The sequence below is a fragment of the Pseudomonas sp. B6002 genome (genome assembly GCF_013385985.1).
Classification (GTDB): domain Bacteria; phylum Pseudomonadota; class Gammaproteobacteria; order Pseudomonadales; family Pseudomonadaceae; genus Aquipseudomonas.
This window is the reverse complement of sequence record NZ_JACAOY010000006.1, coordinates 333,121-355,328: the sequence shown is the minus strand read 5'-3', so window position 1 is coordinate 355,328 and position 22,208 is coordinate 333,121. Positions and strand designations below refer to the sequence as shown.

General features: G+C 63.5%; 15 protein-coding genes. 4 read left to right on the top strand and 11 right to left on the bottom strand.

Annotation, left to right across the window (positions count from 1 at the left end):
* Positions 1–71: 71 nt before the first annotated feature.
* Positions 72–1,097, bottom strand: coding sequence for a protease SohB (gene sohB / locus HX792_RS08885; protein WP_176995718.1), 1,026 nt, complete (start codon positions 1,095–1,097; stop codon positions 72–74).
* Between the two features lie 194 nt (positions 1,098–1,291).
* Here sohB and HX792_RS08880 point away from each other — a divergent pair, with 194 nt between their 5' ends.
* Positions 1,292–2,002 carry a histidine phosphatase family protein gene (locus tag HX792_RS08880; protein ID WP_176995717.1) on the top strand — a complete coding sequence of 237 codons (711 nt, stop codon included), beginning with the start codon at positions 1,292–1,294 and terminating at the stop codon, positions 2,000–2,002.
* A 55-nt stretch (positions 2,003–2,057) separates the two neighbouring features.
* Positions 2,058–2,372: an SCP2 sterol-binding domain-containing protein gene (locus tag HX792_RS08875; protein WP_016969749.1), complete on the top strand. Its 315-nt coding sequence runs from the start codon at positions 2,058–2,060 to the stop codon at positions 2,370–2,372.
* 213 nt (positions 2,373–2,585) lie between these two features.
* Here the strand turns inward: HX792_RS08875 and HX792_RS08870 are convergent, their stop codons facing one another.
* From HX792_RS08870 to HX792_RS08860, 3 genes are all read right to left on the bottom strand, one after another.
* Positions 2,586–3,209 carry a hypothetical protein gene (locus tag HX792_RS08870; RefSeq protein ID WP_176995716.1) on the bottom strand — a complete coding sequence of 208 codons (624 nt, stop codon included), beginning with the start codon at positions 3,207–3,209 and terminating at the stop codon, positions 2,586–2,588.
* A gap of 43 nt (positions 3,210–3,252) precedes the next feature.
* On the bottom strand, positions 3,253–5,895 hold the full coding sequence (locus HX792_RS08865; RefSeq protein WP_176996170.1) for a glucosidase: 2,643 nt from the start codon (positions 5,893–5,895) through the stop codon (positions 3,253–3,255).
* A gap of 159 nt (positions 5,896–6,054) precedes the next feature.
* Positions 6,055–7,464 (bottom strand): OprD family outer membrane porin, encoded by a 1,410-nt coding sequence (locus HX792_RS08860; protein WP_176995715.1) that lies wholly within the window; start codon positions 7,462–7,464, stop codon positions 6,055–6,057.
* Between the two features lie 287 nt (positions 7,465–7,751).
* Here HX792_RS08860 and HX792_RS08855 point away from each other — a divergent pair, with 287 nt between their 5' ends.
* Positions 7,752–9,128, top strand: a complete 1,377-nt coding sequence (locus HX792_RS08855) for a VOC family protein (protein WP_176995714.1) — start codon at positions 7,752–7,754, stop codon at positions 9,126–9,128.
* 154 nt (positions 9,129–9,282) lie between these two features.
* Here HX792_RS08855 and HX792_RS08850 read toward each other — a convergent pair whose 3' ends face one another.
* Complete coding sequence (locus HX792_RS08850) at positions 9,283–9,507, bottom strand: DUF465 domain-containing protein (RefSeq protein WP_176995713.1); 225 nt, start codon at positions 9,505–9,507, stop codon at positions 9,283–9,285.
* A 174-nt stretch (positions 9,508–9,681) separates the two neighbouring features.
* Between HX792_RS08850 and tkt the strand changes: the two genes are divergently transcribed.
* On the top strand, positions 9,682–11,730 hold the full coding sequence (gene tkt / locus HX792_RS08845; RefSeq protein WP_176995712.1) for a transketolase: 2,049 nt from the start codon (positions 9,682–9,684) through the stop codon (positions 11,728–11,730).
* Positions 11,731–11,823: 93 nt separating this feature from the next.
* Here tkt and uvrA read toward each other — a convergent pair whose 3' ends face one another.
* The 6 genes from uvrA to lexA form a co-directional block, all read right to left on the bottom strand.
* Positions 11,824–14,343: an excinuclease ABC subunit UvrA gene (gene uvrA / locus HX792_RS08840; protein ID WP_176995711.1), complete on the bottom strand. Its 2,520-nt coding sequence runs from the start codon at positions 14,341–14,343 to the stop codon at positions 11,824–11,826.
* Positions 14,340–16,052, bottom strand: a complete 1,713-nt coding sequence (locus HX792_RS08835) for an ATP-binding protein (protein WP_176995710.1) — start codon at positions 16,050–16,052, stop codon at positions 14,340–14,342. The genes uvrA and HX792_RS08835 overlap by 4 nt, the downstream gene beginning before the upstream one ends.
* Positions 16,053–16,161: 109 nt before the next feature.
* Positions 16,162–19,233 (bottom strand): error-prone DNA polymerase, encoded by a 3,072-nt coding sequence (locus HX792_RS08830; RefSeq protein WP_176995709.1) that lies wholly within the window; start codon positions 19,231–19,233, stop codon positions 16,162–16,164.
* Between the two features lie 199 nt (positions 19,234–19,432).
* Entirely contained in the window at positions 19,433–20,845 is a 1,413-nt protein-coding gene (locus HX792_RS08825; RefSeq protein WP_176995708.1) for a DNA polymerase Y family protein, read from the bottom strand.
* A 7-nt stretch (positions 20,846–20,852) separates the two neighbouring features.
* Positions 20,853–21,467 carry a translesion DNA synthesis-associated protein ImuA gene (gene imuA / locus HX792_RS08820; RefSeq protein ID WP_176995707.1) on the bottom strand — a complete coding sequence of 205 codons (615 nt, stop codon included), beginning with the start codon at positions 21,465–21,467 and terminating at the stop codon, positions 20,853–20,855.
* Complete coding sequence (gene lexA, locus HX792_RS08815) at positions 21,467–22,084, bottom strand: transcriptional repressor LexA (protein WP_176995706.1); 618 nt, start codon at positions 22,082–22,084, stop codon at positions 21,467–21,469. The genes imuA and lexA overlap by 1 nt, the downstream gene beginning before the upstream one ends.
* Between the last annotated feature and the right edge of the window lie 124 nt (positions 22,085–22,208).

Below are 22,208 nucleotides of genomic sequence, written 5' to 3'. Positions count from 1 at the left end.
AAGCCGGCTCCTACAGGTGGTGCGGAGCATCACGGAATGTATGCCCATGCAACACGTAGAAGCGCCGGCGATTACCAGAACCGCTGCTGGGTCAAGCGACTCCACCAGGTCAGCAACACACGGTCCACCGAGCCACTGGCGGCGAGGCCCACGCGCTCCTGCAGGCTTTTACGCTCGGCATAGTGCAGGTGGAACACGTCGGCGCTCTTGGCCTTCGTGGCCAGGTATTCGTCGCTGGTCTGCAGTTCATCGACCAGTTGTTTGTCGAGGGCTGCAACACCCAGCCACACTTCGCCGGTCGCCACGTCATCGATCGCCAGTTGCGGGCGATAGCGCGACACGAAGTTCTTGAACAATTGGTGGGTGATGTCCAGGTCTTCCTGGAATTTCTCCCGGCCCTTCTCGGTGTTTTCGCCAAACACCGTGAGGGTGCGCTTGTACTCGCCGGCCGTCAGCACTTCGAAGTCAATGTCGTGTTTTTTCAGCAGGCGGTTGACGTTGGGCAACTGCGCGACCACACCAATGGATCCGAGGACGGCGAACGGGGCGCTGATGATCTTCTCGCCGATGCACGCCATCATGTAGCCGCCGCTGGCCGCGACCTTGTCGATGCACACAGTCAACGGCACGCCCGCCTGGCGAATGCGCGCCAGTTGCGAAGAGGCCAGGCCGTAGCTGTGCACCATGCCGCCGCCGCTTTCCAGGCGCAGCACCACTTCGTCCTTTGGCGTGGCCAGGCTCAGCAAGGCGGTGATTTCATGGCGCAGGCTCTCGGTGGCCGAGGCCTTGATATCGCCGTCGAAATCCAGCACGAACACCCGTGGCTTGGCCTCGGGTTTCTTCTTGCTGTTGTTCTTTTCGGATTTGCTTTCGGATTTACGCAGCGCCTTGAGTTGGTCCTTGTCGAGCAGGGTCGACTCCAGACGCTCACGCAGGCCCTTGTAGAAATCATTGAGTTTGCTGACCTGCAATTGGCCGGCCGATTTGCGACGGCCTTTGCTGCGCAGGGCCGCGAAGCTGATCAATACCACCAGAATGGCGACCACCAGGGTGACGGTCTTCGCCAGGAAACTCGCGTATTCAGCCAGAAAATCCATATGACTCCTTAAAAAATGCACTGCGCCGGGCGCGGATGGCCCCAGCATACCGACGGCATTGCCTTCGGGCCAGTGCTCAAACCGCCAGCAATGGGCCTCTAACGAGCTTTTAAAACAAGCGTATGTTTTTTCATTGACAGCTCTTCGGCATCCTCATAACCTCGCCAGACTTTCAACGTACCGGGAAAACGGACGTGGGCAGCATCTACCTGATTCGACATGGCCAGGCCTCCTTCGGTGCAGACGACTATGACGTCCTGTCGCCCGTCGGCGTGGAACAAGCGCACGTGCTCGGTCGCCACCTGGCAGAACTGGGCCTCACGTTCGACCGCTGTGTCGCCGGTGACCTGCGTCGCCAGCAGCACACCGCCACCGCCGCTTTCGAGCACTATGCAGCCCTCGGCCTGCCGGTGCCGGCGCTTGAAGTCGACAGCGCCTTCAACGAATTCGATGCCGACGCGATCATCCGTGCCCTGCTGCCCGACCTGCTGACGACCGAGCCCGAGGCCCTGGACATCCTGCGCAATGCCGCGCAGAACCGCAGCGAATTCCAACGCATCTTCGCCCTGATCATCGAGCGCTGGCTGGCCGGCACCTACGACCCGCCCGGGCTGGAAAGCTGGCTGGGGTTCGTGGAGCGCGTACAAGGCGGCCTGCAACGCATCCTCGAAGCAGCCGACAACACGCAGAAGATCGCCGTGTTCACCTCCGGCGGCACCATCACCGCCCTGCTCCACCTGATCACCCGAATGCCGGCAGCCCAGGCGTTCGAGCTGAACTGGCAAATTGTTAACACCTCGCTCAACCAGCTGAAATTCCGCGGTCGCGAGGTGGCACTGGCTTCCTTCAACAGTCACACCCACTTGCAACTGTTGAAGGCGCCGCACCTCATCACCTTCCGATGAATGGCGGCCAACCGTGACCCCAAGGTCACTGGACTCACCCTAAAGGATCGAAACCATGACTGACGTAGCCAAAGCTGTAGAAGCAATGAAAGCCAAATTCAACCCAGCCGCTGCCGACGGCCTGGACCTGGTGTTCGGTTTCCGTATCGACGACACCCAGAACTTCTCGCTGGTGGTGAAAAACAACACCTGCGAACTGCTGGAAGGCGAAAACCCTGACGCCCAAGTGACCCTGGTCACCGACGGCGAAACCATGGAAGGCATCGTCAGCGGTGACACCGACGGCATGCAGGCCTTCATGAGCGGCAAACTGCGCACCGAAGGCGACATGATGCTGGCCATGAAGCTGAGCGAACTGTTCCCGGCTTGATTCACGGACGGTCCCGGATCCCGCCTCTCGAGGCGGGATTTTTTTTGCCCAAAACCCCGACCTGTAGTGAGCGGGCTTGCCCCGCGCGGCGGTGTGTCAGGTCGATATAGGGGGCCCTGTAGACCGCGGCGCGGGGCAAGCCCGCTCACTACAGCAACCACCGCGGCAAACCGCGCACCTGAGGCGATTTCATTTCTGGCTCATGAGGATCTGTCAGCGGCCCGCTGCGGCCTCCACAACTCTAAACTGCTCAAGCTCCCTGGAATGGCCCTCTGTACCACGGCGGTTGATGAGGTACCCCTCACCCGGCCGCTCGTGGAACTCCCCGGACTCCACGTCCCGGCCAATGACGATCAAATACTTGTTGGGCCCCACGCGCACGTAGACGTTATAGAAATCGGCTATTTGCCCTTCGTTAATGAAAAGACTGTACGCGTAACGCGATCGGCGCGTCAGCTCGGGCCACTGCGCCCTCAATATATCGACATCACCGGCCTCACCGACGATATCAATCGCGCGGACGACTTCATCGACCAAGGGATCATTTTCATCAGCCCCAAGCGCCCGCGGCTTGAGCCGGGTCATTTTGCGAAGCGAGTCAGGGTCCGCATTTCTGACCTCATCGTCAATCGACAGAGTCACGGGTTCGAGGCGATACGTGCCATTTTTAACCCATTTGGACGCATCGGCAGTCTCCGATGGGCATTGCACACAGGCGGCCCTCATTGAGGCTGCGCTGGCGCTGCTGGCATACAGGCTCAAGGTAAACACACCGGCGCCCATCAGCAGGGCTACCAGCAGGTTCGCTGGGCGTGAAGCAGTGGCGGTATTCGCCATGATCTACATCCTTGTAAGGGTCGGGCCGGCGAATCTACCCGATTCACGCCGTTGGCGGAACACTCAACAGCAACGCCACCAACGCGCTCCACCCCGTCTGGTGCGACGCCCCCAACCCACGCCCGGTTTCCCCGTGGAAATACTCGTGGAACAACACCAGGTCACGGCTCAGCGGGTCAGCCTCCAACTGCGCATACCCCGCCATCGACGGCCGCAGGCCATTTTCGTCGCGCAGAAACAAACGTGTCAGGCGTTGGCTGAGGCTGTCAGCCACTTCCTCAAGCGACGACAGATAACCACTGCCCGTCGGGTATTCCACCGAGAAGTTGTCGGCGTAGTAGCGGTGAAACTCACGCAGCGACTCGATCAGCATGTAATTCACCGGCATCCATAGCGGCCCGCGCCAGTTGGAGTTGCCGCCGTACAGGCGTGAGTCGGACTCCCCCGGCTGGTAGCGCGCGCAAAGCGTGTCGCCGTTCATCTTCAGCGCCAGGGGCTGTTCGGCGAAGGCCTTGGACAAGGAGCGCACGCCAAAGGCCGAGAGGAATTCGTTGTCGTCGAGCATGCGCCGTAGCAGATCCTTGGTGCGTTCACCCCGCAATAACGCCAGCAACAGGCGGTTGCCCTGCCCCGGTTCGTTCCAGCGTGAAACCAACTTCGCCAGGTCCGGCCGGTGCTTCATGAACCCCAGCAGACGCTCGCGCAGCCCTTCCAAGCCTTCATGTTCGCGCTGTTCCAGTACCAGCACCGCAAACAGCGGCATCAGGCCGACGATGGAGCGCAGGCGCACCGGTTCATTCTGACCGTCGGGCCGGTGCAGCACGTCGTAGAAAAACTGGTCCTGCTCGTCCCACAGGCCTTCGGCGCTGTCGTCGACACGGTTGATCGCGCCCGCGATGTACAGGAAGTGCTCGAAGAACTTCACCGCGATATCCACGTACACGGCATTGCGCTTGGCCAGCTCCAGGCCGATGCGCATCAGGTCCAGCGCATACGCGGCGACCCATGCGGTGCCGTCGGCCTGATCCAGCTGATAGCCGGGTGGCAACGTGGCCGAACGGTCGAACAAGGCGATGTTGTCCAGCCCCAGGAACCCGCCCTGGAACAGGTTGCGGCCTTCGGCGTCCTTGCGGTTGACCCACCAGGAAAAATTCAGCAGCAGCTTGTGGAAGATCCGTTCCAGGAAGTCCATGTCGCCTACGCCCGTCAGCGCCTTGTCCTGCTGGTACACACGCCAACTGGCCCACGCATGCACCGGAGGGTTGGCGTCGTCGAACCGCCACTCATACGCCGGCAACTGGCCATTGGGGTGCATGAAGCGGTCCTTCACCAACAGCAGCAACTGTTGCTTGGCGTAGCCCGGGTCGATCAGGGCAATGGCCACGGCCTGGAAGCCTTGGTCCCAGGAGGCGTACCACGGGTATTCCCAAGTGTCGGGCATCGACAGGATGTCGAAATTCGACAGGTGCCGCCAATGCGTATTGCGGATATGCAGGCGCTCAGGCGGTGGCGCAGGCTGGGCCGGGTCGCCGTCGAGCCATTGGTTGACGTCGAAATAATAGAGCTGCTTGGACCACAGCAAACCGGCCAGGGCCTGGCGTTGCACATTGCGTGCATCTGCGTCGGGAATGTTGTGTTGCAGGGCCGCGTAGAAGTCATCGGCCTCCTCGCGGCGTTGTTCAAACAGCTTGCGCGCATTGACCTCAGGCGCATCGGTGGGTGCAAAACGCAGGTAAAGGGTTTTGCTCTGCTGGCCTTCCAGCTCAAGGATGAACCGTGCCGCCACCTTGGTGCCGGCATCGCGACGAATCGCCGACTGAACGCCGTCGACCACGTAATCGTTGATACCGTCCTTGAACGGCCCCGGCGCCGGTTGGGCGTCGAGCTTCGGGTAGTTGGTTTCGTTTTCACAGAACAGCCATTCCACGCCGTCCTGGCCCCAGGCGCTGAGGTGGCGGTCGGGCAGTTCATGATGACGGGCCAGCACGTGAGAACCGGCCAGGGTCAGCTGTGGCTTGGGCGCATCAACCGTCCAGCTCCAGTCATTGCGCGCCCACAGCTGGGGCAGTACCTGCAGGCGGGTCGGCTGGTCCGCGCGATTGTGCACGGTGACGCGCATGAAGATATCGTCGGGCGTGTGCTTGGCGTATTCGACGCTGACATCGCAGTAGCGGTTGTCTTCGAACACCCCGGTGTCGAGCACCTCGTACTCGGCATCGCCCAAGCCACGCCGGGCGTTTTCGGAGATCAGGTCGGCATAGGGAAAGGCTGCATGGGGGTACTTGTAGAGCATGCGCTGGTAGGCATGGCTCGGTACGCCGTCGACGAAAAAGTACAGCTCCTTGACGTCTTCACCGTGGTTGCCCTCGGCGTTGTTCAAGCCGAACAGGCGCTCCTTGAGGATGCTGTCGCGCTCGTTCCACAGCGCCAGACCCAGGCACCAGCGTTGTGCCTTGTCACTGAAACCGGCCAGGCCGTCCTCGCCCCAGCGGTAGGCGCGGCTGCGGGCATGTTCGTGTGGGAAATACGCCCAGGCATCACCGTCGGCGCTGTAGTCCTCGCGCACGGTGCCCCATTGGCGTTCACTCAAGTAAGGGCCCCACTCGCGCCAGCGTTCGGCGTCCGGGTTGGCCAGGCGTTGGCCTTCAATCGTTGCAAGGATGTCTGTTACGGGCGTGGCCGTCATCGGGTCCTCCATCACTGGCGCGGTGACGGGCAGTGTAGAACCCATTCGCGCCCCGATGCACATGAAGACTCAACCCTGGCCCAGAAAAGACTGAGGCCGCTGATTAGGCGGCCTGCAGTTTTTTAGCGCTGCGTAATTGCGCAGTTTCCTCGCGCGTTCTTAGAAGATCGCGTAGGTGTAGTTGAAGATCAGGCGCGTTTGGTCCTGATCGGCCGTGCCGGTGTTGTGACCGTGGTAAGTACCGGTACGGAAGGTGGTGCCAAAGCCTTTCAGCGGGCCTTCCTGCACAACGTAGTCCAGACGGAAGTCGGTTTCGTTTTCTTTCTGGTCAGCACCGCCGGCTACCTTGGACTTGATATCAGTACCGTCCAGGTAAGCGATGGAGGCTTTCAGGCCAGGCACGTAGGCTTTGAAGTCATACGAGTACTGGCCGAAATTGACCTGCTCGCCCGCACGGGAGAACTGGCCGACCACGGCGTCGGTGAACAGGTAGAAGTCGCTGCCGCCTGCGCCTTGGGCATTCGGGTCCGCGATGCTGCCCTGGTTGACCCAGACGAAGCCGCCGTCATCACTCACGCCGATGTGGCCGAGCATCAGGCTGCTGCCACCCAGCTGATAGGTGAACGCGGCGCTGTAGGTTTTGTTGTCCACTTCGCCGGCGTGCTTGGCATAGCCGCCGTTGTTGTTGAACGCGTAGCCGGCCGAGCCGTTCTTGCCGTCGCTGGTGCTGTCGAAGTAGCGCAGGTCGGTCTTGAACGACTGGTCGTTGCCCAGGGGCAGCACGTGTACCAAGCCGAAGTAGTTCTGTTTGTAGAAGTCTTCCAGGTCGGCGTAGTAGTACTGCAACGTCAGGTTTTTAGCGATGGCATTGTCGGAAGAACCGAACGGTTTGTAGTCCAGGCCGCCAAACTTGAAGCTGTTGCTGTCACGGGTCGCGCCGGCAACGCTCAGGCCAGTAGAGTTGCTGGAAGCACGCCCTTGGGCATGGTTCAGCTCACCGCCGGTGAAGGTCACGTTGGGAATGTCGCTGGACGTCAGGATGCCGCCGTCAAAGGTCTGCGGCGCCACACGGCTGTCGTTGGACACCAGGATCGGCAACACCGGGGCCAAACCGCCACCCACGTGCAATTCGGTCTGGGAGATGCGGAACTTCACGTTACCCGCAGCGCGACCGAAACTGTCGGCCGGTTCAGTGCCGTTGTTCTTGGTTGGGAAAAAGCTGTTGCCGTTACCGGCCAGGCCTGGGCCTGCGGTGTGGCCATCGCCACCGTCCAGACGCAAGGCACCGAAGGCCATCACATCAAAACCGACCCCGAGGGTGCCCTGGGTGTAGCCGGATTTGTAGTCGAAGCGCAGCAAGGTGGCCGCTTCACGCAGATCATTCGCCGTCCCCGAGCGGTTGTCTGCGCTGTAGTACATGGTTCGCGAGCTGATAGCCGCGTGGCTGTCTTCCAGAAAGCCGCTGTGACCGTTCCCCGTGCCCAGCGAACCGAGCCCGAAATCATCGGCGCTGGCTTGGTGTGCAAGCAAGGCGGCGGTGATGGATAACGCCAGTGTAGAAATTTTCATTAACGACAGCCCCTAAACATATTTTTATGTGCGGTGTGTGCAGAACAGCTTTCATCCCTACAAACGTGACGATTGTTTCATGAGGACCGGGGCGCTCCTCGTGAAGAATTAGTTAGGAAAGTACTCGAAAAATGAAATTTTCAAGCTGTCGTTTTTTGTCATATTTGCGTCATTTCATTCATTTTCAGCATGAAGTCCTGAGGATTCTTCGTTTGCACGGCCAGGCCCAGCCCAACAAAATCCAGACATAGGCCATGCCCCACTCCACCGTGTTCAGGAATTTTTCTATGCCGACCACCGCACATGTCAGCCCCGACGACATCCGCAAAGGCTTCTCCAGGGCCATGTCCGACATGTACCGAGATGAAGTTCCACTTTACGGCGCCCTGATGGAGCTGGTGGCCGAGACCAATACCCACGTCCTCGACCGCGAACCGGGCCTGGCGCAACAGCTGCAGCGCACCGGCGAAATCCAGCGCCTGGACATGGAACGCCACGGTGCCATCCGCCTGGGCACCGCCTTTGAACTGGCCACCATCGGCCGCCTGTTTGCCGTGATGGGCATGCAGCCGGTGGGCTACTACGACCTGACGCCAGCCGGTGTGCCCGTGCATTCCACGGCCTTTCGCGCGGTGCATGAGCGTGCGCTGCAAACCAGCCCGTTCCGCGTGTTCACCTCGTTGCTGCGCCTGGAGCTGATCGAAAACCTCGAACTGCGCAGCTTCGCCGAAACCGCCCTGGCCAAGCGCTCGATCTTCACCCCTGGCGCCCTGGCCCTGATCGAGAAAGCCGAAACGCACGGCGGCCTCAACGCCGAAGACGCCGATGAGTTCATCCGCCAGGCCCTGGAAACCTTCCGCTGGCACCACACCGCGACCGTGACCGGCGCGCAGTACCAACAACTGAGCGACCAGCACCGCCTGATCGCCGATGTCGTGGCCTTCAAGGGCCCGCACATCAACCACCTCACCCCGCGCACCCTGGACATCGACCAGGTGCAGGCCGCCATGCCCGGCAAAGGCATCACCCCCAAGGCGGTGATCGAAGGCCCGCCGCGCCGCGAGTGCCCGATCCTGCTGCGCCAGACCAGCTTCAAGGCCCTGGATGAACCCATCGCCTTCACCGACGCCCAAGGCAGCCACAGCGCACGCTTCGGCGAGATCGAACAACGCGGCGTTGCGCTGACCCCCAAGGGCCGAGCGCTGTACGACCAGTTGCTGAATGCGGCGCGTGATGAGCTGGGTGCTTTCCCGAACGAGGGCAACGCGGCGCGCTATATGGCATTGATGGAGCAACACTTCCAGGCCTTCCCCGACAACCATGCGCAGATGCGTGAACAGGGCCTGGCGTACTTCCGCTACTTCGCCACCGAACAGGGCGTGGCCGCCCGTGGCAACGCCGACCAGCCGCGTACGTTGGAGGCGCTGATTGCGGCCGGCCACATTGATGTGGAACCGTTGGTGTACGAGGATTTCTTGCCGGTGAGCGCGGCGGGGATCTTCCAGTCCAACCTGGGGGATGCGGCGCAGAGTCACTACGCGGCCAATTCCAACCAGGTGGAATTCGAAAAGGCGCTGGGCCGTCAGACGATTGATGAATTGAAGCTGTATGGCGAAACGCAGCAGCGCTCGATCGATGAATGCGCGCGGGCGCTGCTGGCTTGAAGAGAGGTGCCCACCTGGCTCACCAGCGCAATCCTTGCGCCGCAACAGTCCCCAGAGCCAGGTGGGCGGGGCGCATCATAGAGAGTCAAAAGCGCCCTGTCCTTCAGACAATTCTGAACAAATATGTCCGCGCCGTGTAGGCGCGGACATCCCTTCAGCCCAACTGTTCCACGATCTTGTCTTTGATCAACAGCCGTTTTTTCTTCAGTTTTTCCACGTCCTCATCGCTGGCGCTGGCCGACTCTGCCTTGAGCACCTCCCCATCGGCTGCGTCGTATTGGGTGAGCAGTGAGTCCAGGCGTTTGTCGCTCGTCCTGCGTTCGTGAACGACTGCCTTGCTCAACCCCAAGTCCTGATACAGGTCGTGTTTCACTGGCATGGAAAACCTCCGCACGTTGATCAATGGCCTACGCTCTTGAAGCTAGCCCATTGCAGTGGGTCTTGTCATGTTCGAGGTCAATTCCCTCCGTTCGTCGCGGCACCGGCAACGCGATCAAACCTTTGCGTCGCCCTGCCCTCCACTGTAGATCGCCACCCGAGGGAGACCGGTTTCATGACTCACGCTGCCACCGCTGTCGACACCCAATGCATCAACACGATCCGCACCCTGGCGATGGACGCCGTGCAAAAGGCCAATTCCGGCCACCCGGGCACGCCCATGGGCCTGGCGCCAGTGGGCTATACGCTGTGGAGCCGGTTCCTGCGCTACCACCCCGACCATCCCGACTGGCCCAACCGTGACCGTTTTGTACTGTCGGTGGGGCACGCGTCGATGCTGCTGTATTCGCTGCTGCACCTGGCGGGTGTGGTGGAGATTGACGCGCACGGCAAGCGTTCCGGCCTGCCGGCGGTGAGCCTGGACGACATCAAGCAGTTCCGCCAGATGGGCTCCAAGACCCCGGGCCACCCTGAATACCGTATGACCACCGGCGTGGAAACCACCACCGGCCCACTGGGCCAAGGCTGCGCCAACAGCGTGGGCATGGCGATGGCCGAGCGCTGGCTGGGCGAACGCTTCAACCGTGACGGCCAGGTGCTGTTCGATTACAACGTCTACACCCTGTGCGGCGACGGCGACATGATGGAAGGCATCAGCAGCGAAGCCGCCTCCATGGCCGGGCACTTGAAGTTGGATAACCTGTGCTGGATCTACGACAACAACACCATCAGCATCGAAGGCCACACCGAGTTGGCGTTCAGTGAGGACGTGATCAAGCGCTTCCAGGCCTACGGCTGGCACACGCTGCACGTCACCGATGCCAATGACTTGCAGGCCCTGAGCACGGCGCTGCACACCTTCCAGTCGAACACCGGCGCGCCAACCCTGATCGTGGTCGACAGCGTGATCGGCTACGGCTCGCCCCACAAGCACAACACCGCCTCTGCCCACGGTGAGCCGCTGGGTGAGGAAGAAATCCGCCTGACCAAAGCCGCTTATGGCTGGCCGCAGGACTCCAGCTTCCTGGTGCCCGACGACGCGCGCACGGTATTGCGTGATGCGCTGCACGAACGCGCCGAGCCGCTGTACGCGCAATGGAACCAAGCCATGGCCAGGCTTGAGCCGACACTGGCCGATGAGCTGCAGCGCATGCGCGCCGGGGAAATGCCCGAGCAGTGGCAGGCGGGACAGCCCACGTTCGCCACAGACGCCAAAGGCGTCGCCAGCCGTGCTTCCGGTGGCGAGGTGTTGAATGCTTTCGCACAACACATCCCTTGGTTGCTGGGGGGCTCGGCCGACCTGTCACCGTCCACCAAGACCAACCTCACCTTTGACGCTGCCGGGCGTTTCAGTGCCGACGACTACAGTGGGCGTAACCTGCACTTTGGCATTCGCGAACATGCCATGGGCGCGATTGCCAACGGCATGGCGTTGTCGTACCTGCGGCCCTACACCTCGACGTTCCTGGTGTTCAGCGACTACATGAAGCCACCGATTCGCCTGGCGGCAATCATGGAGTTGCCGGTGGTCTTCGTATTTACCCATGACTCGATTGGCGTGGGTGAGGACGGGCCGACGCACCAACCCATCGAACACCTCACGCAGTTGCGCGCCACGCCAGGGTTGCTGACCCTGCGCCCGGGCGACGCGAATGAAACCCTGGAAGTGTGGAAAGTGGCCCTGGCGCAAACCCATCGCCCCAGTTGCGTGGTGCTGTCGCGCCAGGCGCTGCCGACACTGGACCGCACGCAGTACGCGGCGGCGTCCGGCGCGGCCAAGGGCGCCTATGTGTTGGCCAGTGACGACCACCCCACCGTCATCCTGATGGCGACAGGCAGCGAAGTGAGCCTTGCCGTGGCAGCGTATGAGCAGCTGAAAGCCGAAGGCATCGCCGCGCGGGTAGTGTCCATGCCCAGCTGGGAGTTGTTTGAAGACCAGGACCAGGCCTACCGCGACAGCGTGCTGCCCCCTGCGATCAAGGCGCGGGTGGTGGTGGAACAGGCCGGTCCCTTGGGTTGGGACCGTTATGTCGGGCAGACCGGGGCCAAGGTGGTGATGAACAGCTTTGGCGCATCGGCGCCCTTGGCCAAGTTGCAGGAGAAGTTTGGCTTCACCGTCGAAAATGTGGTGAAACAAGCCAAGCAACAGGTCCAGCAGCCCTGACCCACATTTGTAGGAGCCCGGCTTGCCGGCGATGGGGCCCTTGAGGACGCCATCGCCGGCAAGCCGGCTCCTACAGTTGATCGTCAGTGTCGGTTAGGTCAGCTCTCGCGCAAGGAAGGGAGCTGTGCGGCTGGTCTTGCTCTTGGCGACTTTCTGCGGTGTGCCGCACGCCACCACTTTGCCGCCCAAATCCCCGGCCCCCGGCCCGATGTCGATCACCCAATCACTTTGGGCCACCACGCGCATTTCATGCTCCACCACGACCACCGTGTGCCCCGCGTCCACCAGGTGATTCAACTGGCTGAGCAAGCGGTCCACGTCCCGTGGGTGCAAGCCGGTGGTCGGTTCGTCCAGCACATACAAGGTGGCGCCCCGCGCATTGCGTTGCAGCTCGGTCGCCAGCTTGATGCGCTGCGCCTCGCCGCCCGACAGCTCGGTGGCCGGCTGCCCCAGGCGCAGGTAACCCAGCCCGATGTCTCGCAGCACCTGCAATGAACGCAACACCCCCGGCTGTTCGGCAAACACCTCCACCGCCTGCTCCACCGTGAGGCCCAACACCTGGGCGATGCTCAGGCCCTGCCATTTGATCGCCAATGTTTCGGGGTTGTAGCGCGCCCCATGGCAGGTAGGGCACGGCGCATACACGCTGGGCATGAACAGTAATTCCACGCTGACAAACCCTTCGCCCTCGCAGTGGGGGCAACGCCCCTTGGCGACGTTGAACGAGAACTGCCCTGCGTCGTACTGCTGCTTTTTGGCCGCCGGTGTCGCGGCGAACAACTTGCGCACGTTGTCGAACAGCCCGGTGTAGGTCGCCAGGTTGGAGCGCGGCGTGCGGCCGATGGGCTTCTGGTCCACCTGCACCAGCCGGCGGATGTGCTCCAGGCCGCTGCTGATATGCCCACCGCTAGCCTGTGGGGCGTCGTCTTCCAGGCTCGGTTCTTCGTCGCTTTCCACCACGCGGCCGAGGCCAGCGCCCACCAGTTCCAGCAGCGCCTGGCTGACCAGGCTGGACTTGCCCGAACCGGAGATACCGGTGACCGCCGTGAAGCAGCCCAACGGGAAGTCGACGTTCAAGCCCTTGAGGTTATTACGGGTCACGCCTTCGAGCTTCAACCAGCCACGCGGCTCACGTCGCGACTGTGTCGACGGCTGGCGCTCGGCAAACAGGTAGTCGCGGGTTTGCGATGCTTCGATGTGCGCCAACCCCGCAGGCGGGCCGCTGTACAGCACCTGCCCGCCATGCTCGCCGGCGGCCGGGCCGACGTCGATCAGCCAGTCGGCGCGGCGCATGGTTTCCAGGTCATGCTCCACCACGAACAACGAATTGCCGGCCGCCTTCAAACGATCCAGCGCGGTGAACAACGCCTCGCCATCCGCTGGGTGCAGGCCCGCCGACGGCTCGTCCAACACATAAATCACGCCAAACAATTGCGAACCCAATTGCGTGGCCAGGCGCAAGCGCTGCAACTCGCCGGACGACAAGGTCGGCGTGCTGCGCTCCAGGGACAAATAGCCCAGCCCCAGCTCGGTCAAGGTGCTGACCCGCTCCAACAGATCCTGGGCGATACGCTGGGCTGCCAGGCGTTTCTCCACCGACAGCTTTATGCGGTCCTGCCCCGCCGCCACTGGCCGCAGCAACTCGGCCAACTGCGTCAACGACAATTGTGACAGCTCACCAATATCCACCCCGGCAAACTTCACCGACAGCGCCGCCTGGGTCAGGCGCTTGCCCTGGCATAACGGGCAGGCACTGCCCTGCATGAACTGCGACACGCGCTTTTTCATCAGCGCACTCTGGGTGTGGGTGAAGGTGTGCAGGATGTAGCGCCGCGCGCCGCTGAAGGTGCCCTGGTAGCTCGGCTCCAGCTTGCGTTTCAACGCGTCGCGGGTCTGCGCCGGGGTGAAGCCTGCGTACACCGGCACCGTAGGGGTTTCTTCGGTGAACAGGATCCAGTCGCGCTGCTTTTTCGGCAGGTCGCGCCACGGGATGTCGACGTCATAGCCCAGGGTTACCAGGATGTCGCGCAGGTTCTGGCCCTGCCATGCCAACGGCCAGGACGCCACGGCGCGCTGGCGAATGGTCAGCGAAGGGTCGGGCACCATCAGCGCTTCGGTCACTTCGTACACCCGGCCCAGGCCGTGGCATTGCGGGCAGGCGCCCTGGGGCAGGTTCGGCGAAAAGTCCTCGGCATACAGCATCGCCTGCCCCGGCGGGTAGCTGCCGGCACGGGAATACAGCATGCGGATCAGGCTCGACAAGGTGGTGACGCTGCCCACCGATGAGCGTGCACTCGGTGTACCGCGTTGTTGTTGCAGGGCCACCGCAGGTGGCAGGCCTTCGATGGAGTCGACATCCGGAACGCCGACCTGGTCGATCAGCCGCCGCGCATAGGGTGCTACCGACTCGAAGTAGCGCCGTTGTGCCTCGGCATACACGGTGGAAAACGCCAGGGACGACTTGCCCGACCCGGAGACCCCGGTGAACACCACCAGGGCATCCCGGGGAATGTCCACATCGACGTTGCGCAAGTTGTGTTCACGGGCGCCGCGTACGCGGACAAAACCGGTGGGGTGGGCGGTTATCGGCGGGATGCTGCGCTGTGACGTCATGGGCAACCTTGTCTTGCGGTGAGCACGCTGCGCACCCGTTGCGTCAGGGCTTCGGGGCTGTAGGGCTTGCTCAGCAGGTGAATGTCGGGGCTCAGCAGGTGATTGCTGGAGAGAATGTCACGGGTGTGGCCCGAGGTGAACAGCACCGCCACCGGTGGTTGCTGCGCCCGGGCCCAGTCGGCCAGGTCGGTGCTTTTGACGCGGCCGGGCATGACCACGTCGGTGAAAATCAGGTCCGGGCGCACACCGCCTAGCAATGCCTGCATGGCGCGGTCGCCGTCTTCGGCGGTGAGCACGGTGTAGCCCGACTGCTCCAGCAACTCGACCACCGTCAGGCGCACGCCTTCATTGTCCTCCACCACCAGGACGGTCTCCTGGCCGCCGCTGTGGAGCGCCAGTTCACTGTGCATGTCGAGGCTTTCCGGCTCCAGGCTGTGGGGGAAATACATCTGCACCACCGAGCCCTTGCCCTCCTCGCTCCACATCTCCACATGCCCGCCGCTCTGGCGCACAAAGCCGAACACCATGCTCAGGCCCAGGCCAGTGCCCTGGCCCTCGCGCTTGGTGGTGAAGAAGGGTTCGAAGGCGCGCTTGAGCACGGTCTGCGACATCCCCACACCGGTATCGGTGACCGCCAAGCGTACGTACTCGCCGGGCTTGATGCTTTTGCCCACGCAATCGGCGGGGTTGAGGATGATGTTTTCGCCAGTGATGCGAATCACGCCCTCGCCTTTCATGGCGTCCCGGGCGTTGATCGCCAGGTTGAGCAGCGCATTTTCCAACTGGTTGCGGTCGACATTGATGCACCAGGAATCCTGGGGCAATTGCACATCGATATGGATGGTTTCCCCCAGCGCCCGCTGCAACAGCTCGCCCAGGCCGGCGTAAATGCGTTGCGGGTTGTACACCGCCGGCGACAACGGTTGGCGACGAGCAAAGGCCAGCAACTGCGACGACAACTTGGCCCCGCGCTCCACCGCCGCAATGGCCGCGCTGACGCGGCGTTGCACCTGGGCGTTGTCCGGTTCGTGCCGGGCCAGCAGGTGCAGGTTGCCGGCGATCACCTGCAACAGGTTATTGAAGTCATGGGCCACGCCACCGGTGAGGCCGCCAATGGCTTCGAGCTTCTGCGACTGGCGCAACTGGTCTTCGGCCGCCGAACGGGCCTGCACTTCGGCGGCCACGCGTTGCTCCAGGTTATGGGTGAGTTCCTGGCGCAAGCGCTCGGAATGCACGTGCTCGGTGGTCTCCACCACAATCGCCAGCACCCCGGCTGGCTGCTGGTCGTTACCAGCGACCGGGCTGTAGTAGAGGTCCAGCCACACCTCTTCCGGCTTGCCGTTGCGCAGCAGCACCAAGTCCTTGTTGTTGAACGACAAGGTGCCACCGGCCAGGCAGGTGTCGACCACATGCCGGTTGAAGTCGGCCACTTCCGGCCAGCCCAGTTCCACCGGCGTGCCCAGCAAATAGGGGTGGCGGCCGCCGGCGAACGTCGAGTAGCTGTCGTTGTAGATCATGTACCCCGCCCGCCCCCACAACATCACCATCGGCACGGGTGACGCCAGCATCATCTGTACGGTACAGGCCAGGCTGGTGGACCAGCTGTCGATCGGGCCAAGGTCGGTGGCCGACCAATCGAACGCGCGGATCCGCTGGGCCATTTCACCGGCCCAGCCTTCACAGCCGTGGGGGTTGGATAAAAATTGCATCGGTTGGCTCTGTGCGAAAAGAAAACATCGGCAAGGTTTTGAGCACACCAGCGGTAGATCGTTTCAACGCATATACGTTAGGGGGTAATTACAGCAGAAACCACTGGCCTCAGTGAAAATCCCGACTGCGCACATGAATGCCTTCCAGCAGGGGCGACAAGTCGGTGAGGCGCCCGGCGATCAGGTGCCGCACTTCACCCACCGCCTCCCAGCGCCCGTCCACCTTCAGCAGCCGCGAGCCCACCAACGCCTGGCGCTGACGCTCGGCCAGGTCGCGCCAGACCACCACATTGAGGTTGCCGAACTCGTCTTCCAGGGTGACAAACGTCACACCGCTGGCGGTGCCCGGGCGCTGACGGCCGGTCACCAGCCCCGCCACGCTCACGTTGCGCCCATGCTCCACCGCGAGCAACTCGTGGGAGCTGCGGCAGCGCCGCTTGCGCAACTCGGCACGCAGCAAGGCCAGCGGGTGTGGGCCAAGGGTGGTGCCGACGGTGGCGTAGTCGGCCTGCAGGTCTTCGCCCACCGTGGGCGCCGGCAGCTCGACCACCGCTTCATCGGGGCTGGGCACCCCGGCGAACAGCCCCAGCTGTTTTTGCACCCCGGCCACTTCCCAGCGCGCCTTGTGGCGGTTGCCGGCCAAGGCACGCAAGGCGCCCGAATCGGCCAGCAGTGCCTGGGTGCGCGCATCCAGCCCGGCACGGGCGTCCAGGTCGGCAATATCGCTGAAAGCCCGGTGCTGGCGGGCCGCTTCGATACGGCGCCCATCCTCTTCACGAAACCCCGCGATCATGCGCAGCCCCATGCGAATCGCCGGCTGCTCACCCTCGATGGGCTCCAGGCTGCAATCCCAGTCGCTGGCCTGCACGTCCACCGGGCGGATCTGTAAACGATGGCGCCGCGCGTCCTGCAGGATCTGGTCCGGGCTGTAGAAGCCCATGGGCCAGCTGTTGATCAGCGCACAGGCGAACGCGGCGGGTTCATGACATTTGAGCCAGCAACTGGCGTAGGTCAGCAAGGCAAAACTGGCCGCGTGGGACTCGGGAAAACCATAGCTACCAAAACCCTTGATCTGCTCGAAGATCTGCGCAGCAAATGCCTCGCTGTAGCCGTTTTTCAGCATGCCGGTGCGCAGGCGTTCCTGATGCGGCTCCAGGCCGCCGTGGCGTTTCCAGGCGGCCATGGAGCGGCGCAACTGGTCGGCTTCACCGGGGCCATAATCGGCGGCGACCATGGCGATCTGCATCACCTGCTCCTGGAACAGCGGAATGCCCAGTGTGCGTTTAAGCACGGCCTCCAGTTGAGGCGATGGATAGGTCTCCGGCTCTTCCTTGTTCCGCCTGCGCAGGTACGGGTGCACCATGCCGCCCTGGATCGGCCCCGGCCGCACAATTGCCACTTCGATCACCAGGTCATAGAAGGTTTGCGGCTTGAGTCGGGGCAACATCGACATCTGCGCCCGCGACTCGATCTGGAACACGCCGATGGTGTCGGCCTTGCTGATCATGGCGTAGGTGGCAGGGTCTTCCTTGGGGATCGTCGCCAGGGCCAGGTCACGGTTGCGGTGGCGGCGCAGCAGGTCGAAGCAACGGCGGATCGCGCTGAGCATGCCCAGGGCGAGGATATCCACCTTGAGCAGGCCGACGGCGTCGAGGTCATCCTTGTCCCACTGGATGATGGTGCGCTCAGCCATGGCGGCGTTTTCCACTGGCACCAGGGTGTCCAGGGGGTATTCGGAAATCACGAAGCCGCCTGGGTGCTGGGACAGGTGCCGGGGAAAACCGATCAGTTGTTGGGTGAGCGTGAGCACGCGGCGCAGGATCGGGCTCTCGGGATCGAAGCCGCCTTCACGCAAGCGCGCCAGCGGCGGCGCATCGTCGCTCCAGCGCCCGCAGCAGTCGGCCAGCGCGTTGATCTGGTCGGGCGGCAAACCCAGGGCCTTGGCCACATCCCGCACCGCGCCGGCCGCGTGGTAGCAACTGACCACGGCGGTCAGCGCTGCGCGGGTGCGGCCGTAGCGCTGAAACACGTACTGCAGCACTTCTTCACGGCGGTCATGCTCGAAGTCGACATCGATATCCGGGGGTTCGTTGCGCTCCCGAGACAGGAAGCGCTCGAACAGCATGCTCGTCAGGCCGGGGTGGATCTCGGTGATGCCCAGGGCAAAACACACCGCCGAGTTGGCCGCCGAGCCCCGGCCCTGGCACAGGATCGAGCGGCTGCGGGCGAACTGCACGATGTCGTGAACGGTGAGGAAGTAACTCTCGTAACCCAGCTCGCTGATCAGCTCCAGTTCGTCGTTGATCTGCTTCAGGGTCTTGGCCTCGACACCGTTGGGCCAGCGTGCGGCGATGCCCTCTTCGGTCACGACGCGCAGCCAGGACTTGGCGTCATGGCCGGCAGGCACCAGTTCACGTGGGTAGTGGTAGCGCAACTGGCTCAAGTCGAAGCTGCAACGGCGGGCGATGGCCTGGGTTTCGTCGAGCAGGCCTTGCGGGTACAGCGCGGCCAGGGCGTCGAGGCTGCGCAAATGCCGCTCGCCGTTGGGGTGCAGGCGCGTGCCCGCTTCGGCCACCGGCACGTGATGACGGATGGCGGTCATGGTGTCTTGCAGGGCCCGGCGACCGCGCGCATGCATGTGCACATCGCCACAGGCCACCGCGGGAATGTGCAGGCTGGCCGCCAATTGCAGGCGTTGCTCCAGATGCCGTGCATCGTCCTGGCCACAGTGCAGGTGCACCGCCAGCCACAGGCGCTCGGTGAAGGTGCGGCGCAGCCACTGGATCGAGGCCTGGGTGTCGCTGTCTTCGGCCACCCACAGCGCCAGCAGGCCGGGCAACGGTTGTTCGAAGTCCTCAAACAGCAGGCGGTAACTGCCCTTCTCGGCGCGGCGCCGGGCCAGGGTGATCAAGCGGCACAGGTGCTGGTAGCCGGTCAGGTCTTGCACCAGCAGCACCAGTTTCGGGCCGTTCTCGATGCGCACTTCACTGCCGATGATCAACGGTAGCTCCACCGCTTTCGCCGCCTGCCAGGCCCGGACGATGCCCGACAGCGTGCACTCATCGGTGATCGCCAGCGCGCTGTAGCCCTGGCGCTTGGCGCGCTCGAACAGCTCCAGCGCACTGGAGGCGCCGCGTTGGAAGCTGAAGTTGGACAGGCAATGCAGTTCGGCGTAATTCATGGGCGGTGTGCCTGGATGAGCACGGCGGGCTCGGGGTTTTCGCCGGCAAGCCGGCTCTTGTAGGAGCTGGCTTGCCGGCGATGGTCGCCAACGATAACGCGGGGTGCCTGGATGAGCGCGGCGGGCTGGGGTTTTTCGCCGGCAAGCCGGCTCCTACAAGGTAGGGTTTCAACGGTGATTGCGAGGGTGTGTGGGGGTTTCATGCAAACCAGCCTTGCAGCCACAGCCCGTCGTTTTGGCCTACGGTGCGGAAGGCCCAGCCTTGCTGGCCGGCGCGGGTCTGGATCAGGTAGTAGTCGCGGCGGATGTCGGCGCCATCCCACCAGCCGGATTCAATGCGCTCCGGGCCCATGAGGATCTGCACCCCGTGCTCGGCCAGCAGCGTAGGTTCGTTCAACAACCAGCCAGGGCGTTGCACCTTGTTCAGGCCTTGGCAGGCGCGGGGGTCGGTCGCCGCTTGCCAGGCGCACTCGGGGCGGTGGTCGGCGTGAAAGCGCAGGCCCTGCACCGCCTCATCCCCCAGGCGTGCGCGCAGGCGTTCGCGCAATTGCTCCCAGGGCAAGGTCTGTTGCGGGCGGTCGTCGAACAGGTCCTGGCGTTGCGGGACGAAGACCGGCAGGTCCTGGGCCACCAGGCGAAAGCCGCGCACCGGCGAGGTGACGTGCACCTGCTCCAGGCGGCCCCGGGCCAGTTCGAACAGCATCGCCGGTTCGCGCTCGGCGCTGAGCAGGCCCACCTTGATCACGCTGTCGGGCGCCTGGGCATGTTCCAGGTGCAGGTCAAAACGCTGCACGCCACTGTCGCGGCCACACAGGAAGGCCGACAGGTCAGCGGTCAAACGACGCAACGGAAACAGCAGGGCCTGGTGGGATTGCACGTCGAAATTCAGCTCGATGCGCACATCAAAACGGTCCGGCGGCTGGTAGAACGCCAGCGCCAACGGCCGCTGCCCGGCCAGGGCGTCGAGGTGCTTGAGCAAGCCCGCGTCGAACCGCCGCGCCAGGGTGTGCCGGGGCAACGCCTGCACCTGGGCCAGGGTGCGCAGGCCCATGCGTGACAACGCGGTGGCGGCCTGTGAGTCAAGGCCGGCACGGTCGATGGGCAGCGGCGCCAGGGCTTGCATCAAGGCATCGTCCTGAACTGCCAGGCCATCATAGAGATTCGCCAACACCCGGGCCGCTGCCGGGTTGGGCGCGGCCACGATGCGATGGCGAAACCCCAGCTCGCTCAACTCCTTGCGCAACCGCGCTTCAAACGCCGGCCAGGGCCCGAACAGGCCCAGGCTCGATTCGATCTCGAACAGCAGCGCCCGTGGGTAGTACACGCTGACCTGGGAACTGAACCGATAGGCCCACGCCGCCAAAAACTGCTGCCAGCGCTCGATTTCGGCGGGGTCGTATTCGGCGCAGGCAAAGGTCTTGGCCAGTGCATGGGCGGCCGTCAGGGATTGGCCGGGGCGCAAACCCAGGGCGCGGGCAGCGTCATTGACGGTTTGCAGCACCCGCCGCTGCGGCGTACCGGCCAGCAGGGCCAGGGGCTGGTCCGGCTCGGGGTGCACACGCTGCACCCCGTCCAGCGCCAATTGCGGGAAGACAATACACACCCAGCGCATGGCAACCTCAGTGCCCCGCCAGCGCGATCGGCGCCGGGTGGGCCAGGCCGCCCCGGCACTTGAGCACCCGCACCTGCGCGGGCCTGGCCTCCACCGCCAGACGCAACGCAGCAGGCGACGCATTGACCGCCTCGCTCAAGGCGCGCCAGGCAAATGCCAGGGTCTGCCCGGTTTCCGCCGCCACCTGCAAGCGCCGCAACGCCCGGTCATCGGCCTTGCGCGGCCAGCACAACACCGCGCCGCAACTGCCGGAACGCAGGCACTGTTCAACGGCCCACAGGGCATCGCGCTCCTCGGCCTGGATCACCGAGAGTTGGCGCAGGTCCACCCCGGCGTTCTGCCAGGCGTGGGGATACGGCGTATAGGGCGGCGCCACCAGTACGATGCGCTCGCCTGCCGCAGATAAACGCGCCAGGGTCGGCAACACCAGTTGCAATTCGCCCACGCCCTCCTTCGCCATGAGGATTTCACTCAACGCCGACTCCGGCCAGCCGCCCGTGGGCAGCACCGCATCCAGCGCCGCCAGCCCTGTGGGGTGCACGCTGGCGGGAGGCGCGGCGGGCCGGCCCTTCCAGACTCGCCCGCCATTGAACAGCGAGTCCAGGGCAACCACGGCGCCCATCAGCCTTGCCTCACCAGGCCGCAGAACACCCCTTCGATGGCCAGGTCCTGATCAGGCCCGACCACGATGGGTTGGTACGCAGGGTTGCGGGGCAGCAAGCGCACATGCTCGCCGTGGCGTTCGAAACGCTTGATGGTGACTTCGCCATCCAGGCGTGCGACCACGATCTGCCCGTTCAAGGCTTCGGCGCTGCGGCGGACGCCTACGAGATCACCGTCGAGGATGCCGTCTTCGATCATCGAATCGCCCTGGACGCGCAGCAGGTAGTCGGGGGTTTTCGCGAAGGTGGCGGGGTCCAGTTGCAGGCGGTTGTGTACTTCGGCGTCGGCGCCGATGGGCAGGCCGGCGGCGACGCGGCCGAGGACGGGGATGTCCAGCCATTCGGGGCGTGTGGGTTGGTTGAGCAGGCGGATGCCACGGGCCTGGTTGGGGTTGACCTCGATGAAGCCGGCTTCGGTCAGGGCCACCACGTGTTTGCGTGCGACGCTGCGGGAGGCGAAGCCGAACGCCTCGGCGATCTCGGCGAGGCTGGGGGGTTGGCCTTGTTGCGCGATGCGGTCGCGGATGAAGGTCAGGATGGCGGTGCGGCGGGGGGTTAGGGTTGTCATGGAGTACATTTGTACTCCTGTGGGAAATTTCTGACAATAGCCATCAGTCGGGGTGGGTTTTTTGGGATCGTGGGGATTGAGTACATATCCGTTGCTGCGGTAACGGCTGAAATTGGTTCCGCCCTTACGGCGG

What these genes read in the sequence shown, in the direction of transcription:
- sohB (WP_176995718.1), bottom strand. Translation starts at nt 1,097, where the DNA reads ATGGATTTTCTGGCTGAATACGCGAGTTTCCTGGCGAAGACCGTCACC.
- HX792_RS08875 (WP_016969749.1), top strand. Translation starts at nt 2,058, where the DNA reads ATGACTGACGTAGCCAAAGCTGTAGAAGCAATGAAAGCCAAATTCAAC.
- HX792_RS08870 (WP_176995716.1), bottom strand. Translation starts at nt 3,209, where the DNA reads ATGGCGAATACCGCCACTGCTTCACGCCCAGCGAACCTGCTGGTAGCC.
- HX792_RS08865 (WP_176996170.1), bottom strand. Translation starts at nt 5,895, where the DNA reads ATGACGGCCACGCCCGTAACAGACATCCTTGCAACGATTGAAGGCCAA.
- HX792_RS08860 (WP_176995715.1), bottom strand. Translation starts at nt 7,464, where the DNA reads ATGAAAATTTCTACACTGGCGTTATCCATCACCGCCGCCTTGCTTGCA.
- HX792_RS08855 (WP_176995714.1), top strand. Translation starts at nt 7,752, where the DNA reads ATGCCGACCACCGCACATGTCAGCCCCGACGACATCCGCAAAGGCTTC.
- HX792_RS08850 (WP_176995713.1), bottom strand. Translation starts at nt 9,507, where the DNA reads ATGCCAGTGAAACACGACCTGTATCAGGACTTGGGGTTGAGCAAGGCA.
- tkt (WP_176995712.1), top strand. Translation starts at nt 9,682, where the DNA reads ATGACTCACGCTGCCACCGCTGTCGACACCCAATGCATCAACACGATC.
- uvrA (WP_176995711.1), bottom strand. Translation starts at nt 14,343, where the DNA reads ATGACGTCACAGCGCAGCATCCCGCCGATAACCGCCCACCCCACCGGT.
- HX792_RS08835 (WP_176995710.1), bottom strand. Translation starts at nt 16,052, where the DNA reads ATGCAATTTTTATCCAACCCCCACGGCTGTGAAGGCTGGGCCGGTGAA.
- HX792_RS08830 (WP_176995709.1), bottom strand. Translation starts at nt 19,233, where the DNA reads ATGAATTACGCCGAACTGCATTGCCTGTCCAACTTCAGCTTCCAACGC.
- HX792_RS08825 (WP_176995708.1), bottom strand. Translation starts at nt 20,845, where the DNA reads ATGCGCTGGGTGTGTATTGTCTTCCCGCAATTGGCGCTGGACGGGGTG.
- imuA (WP_176995707.1), bottom strand. Translation starts at nt 21,467, where the DNA reads ATGGGCGCCGTGGTTGCCCTGGACTCGCTGTTCAATGGCGGGCGAGTC.
- lexA (WP_176995706.1), bottom strand. Translation starts at nt 22,084, where the DNA reads ATGTACTCCATGACAACCCTAACCCCCCGCCGCACCGCCATCCTGACC.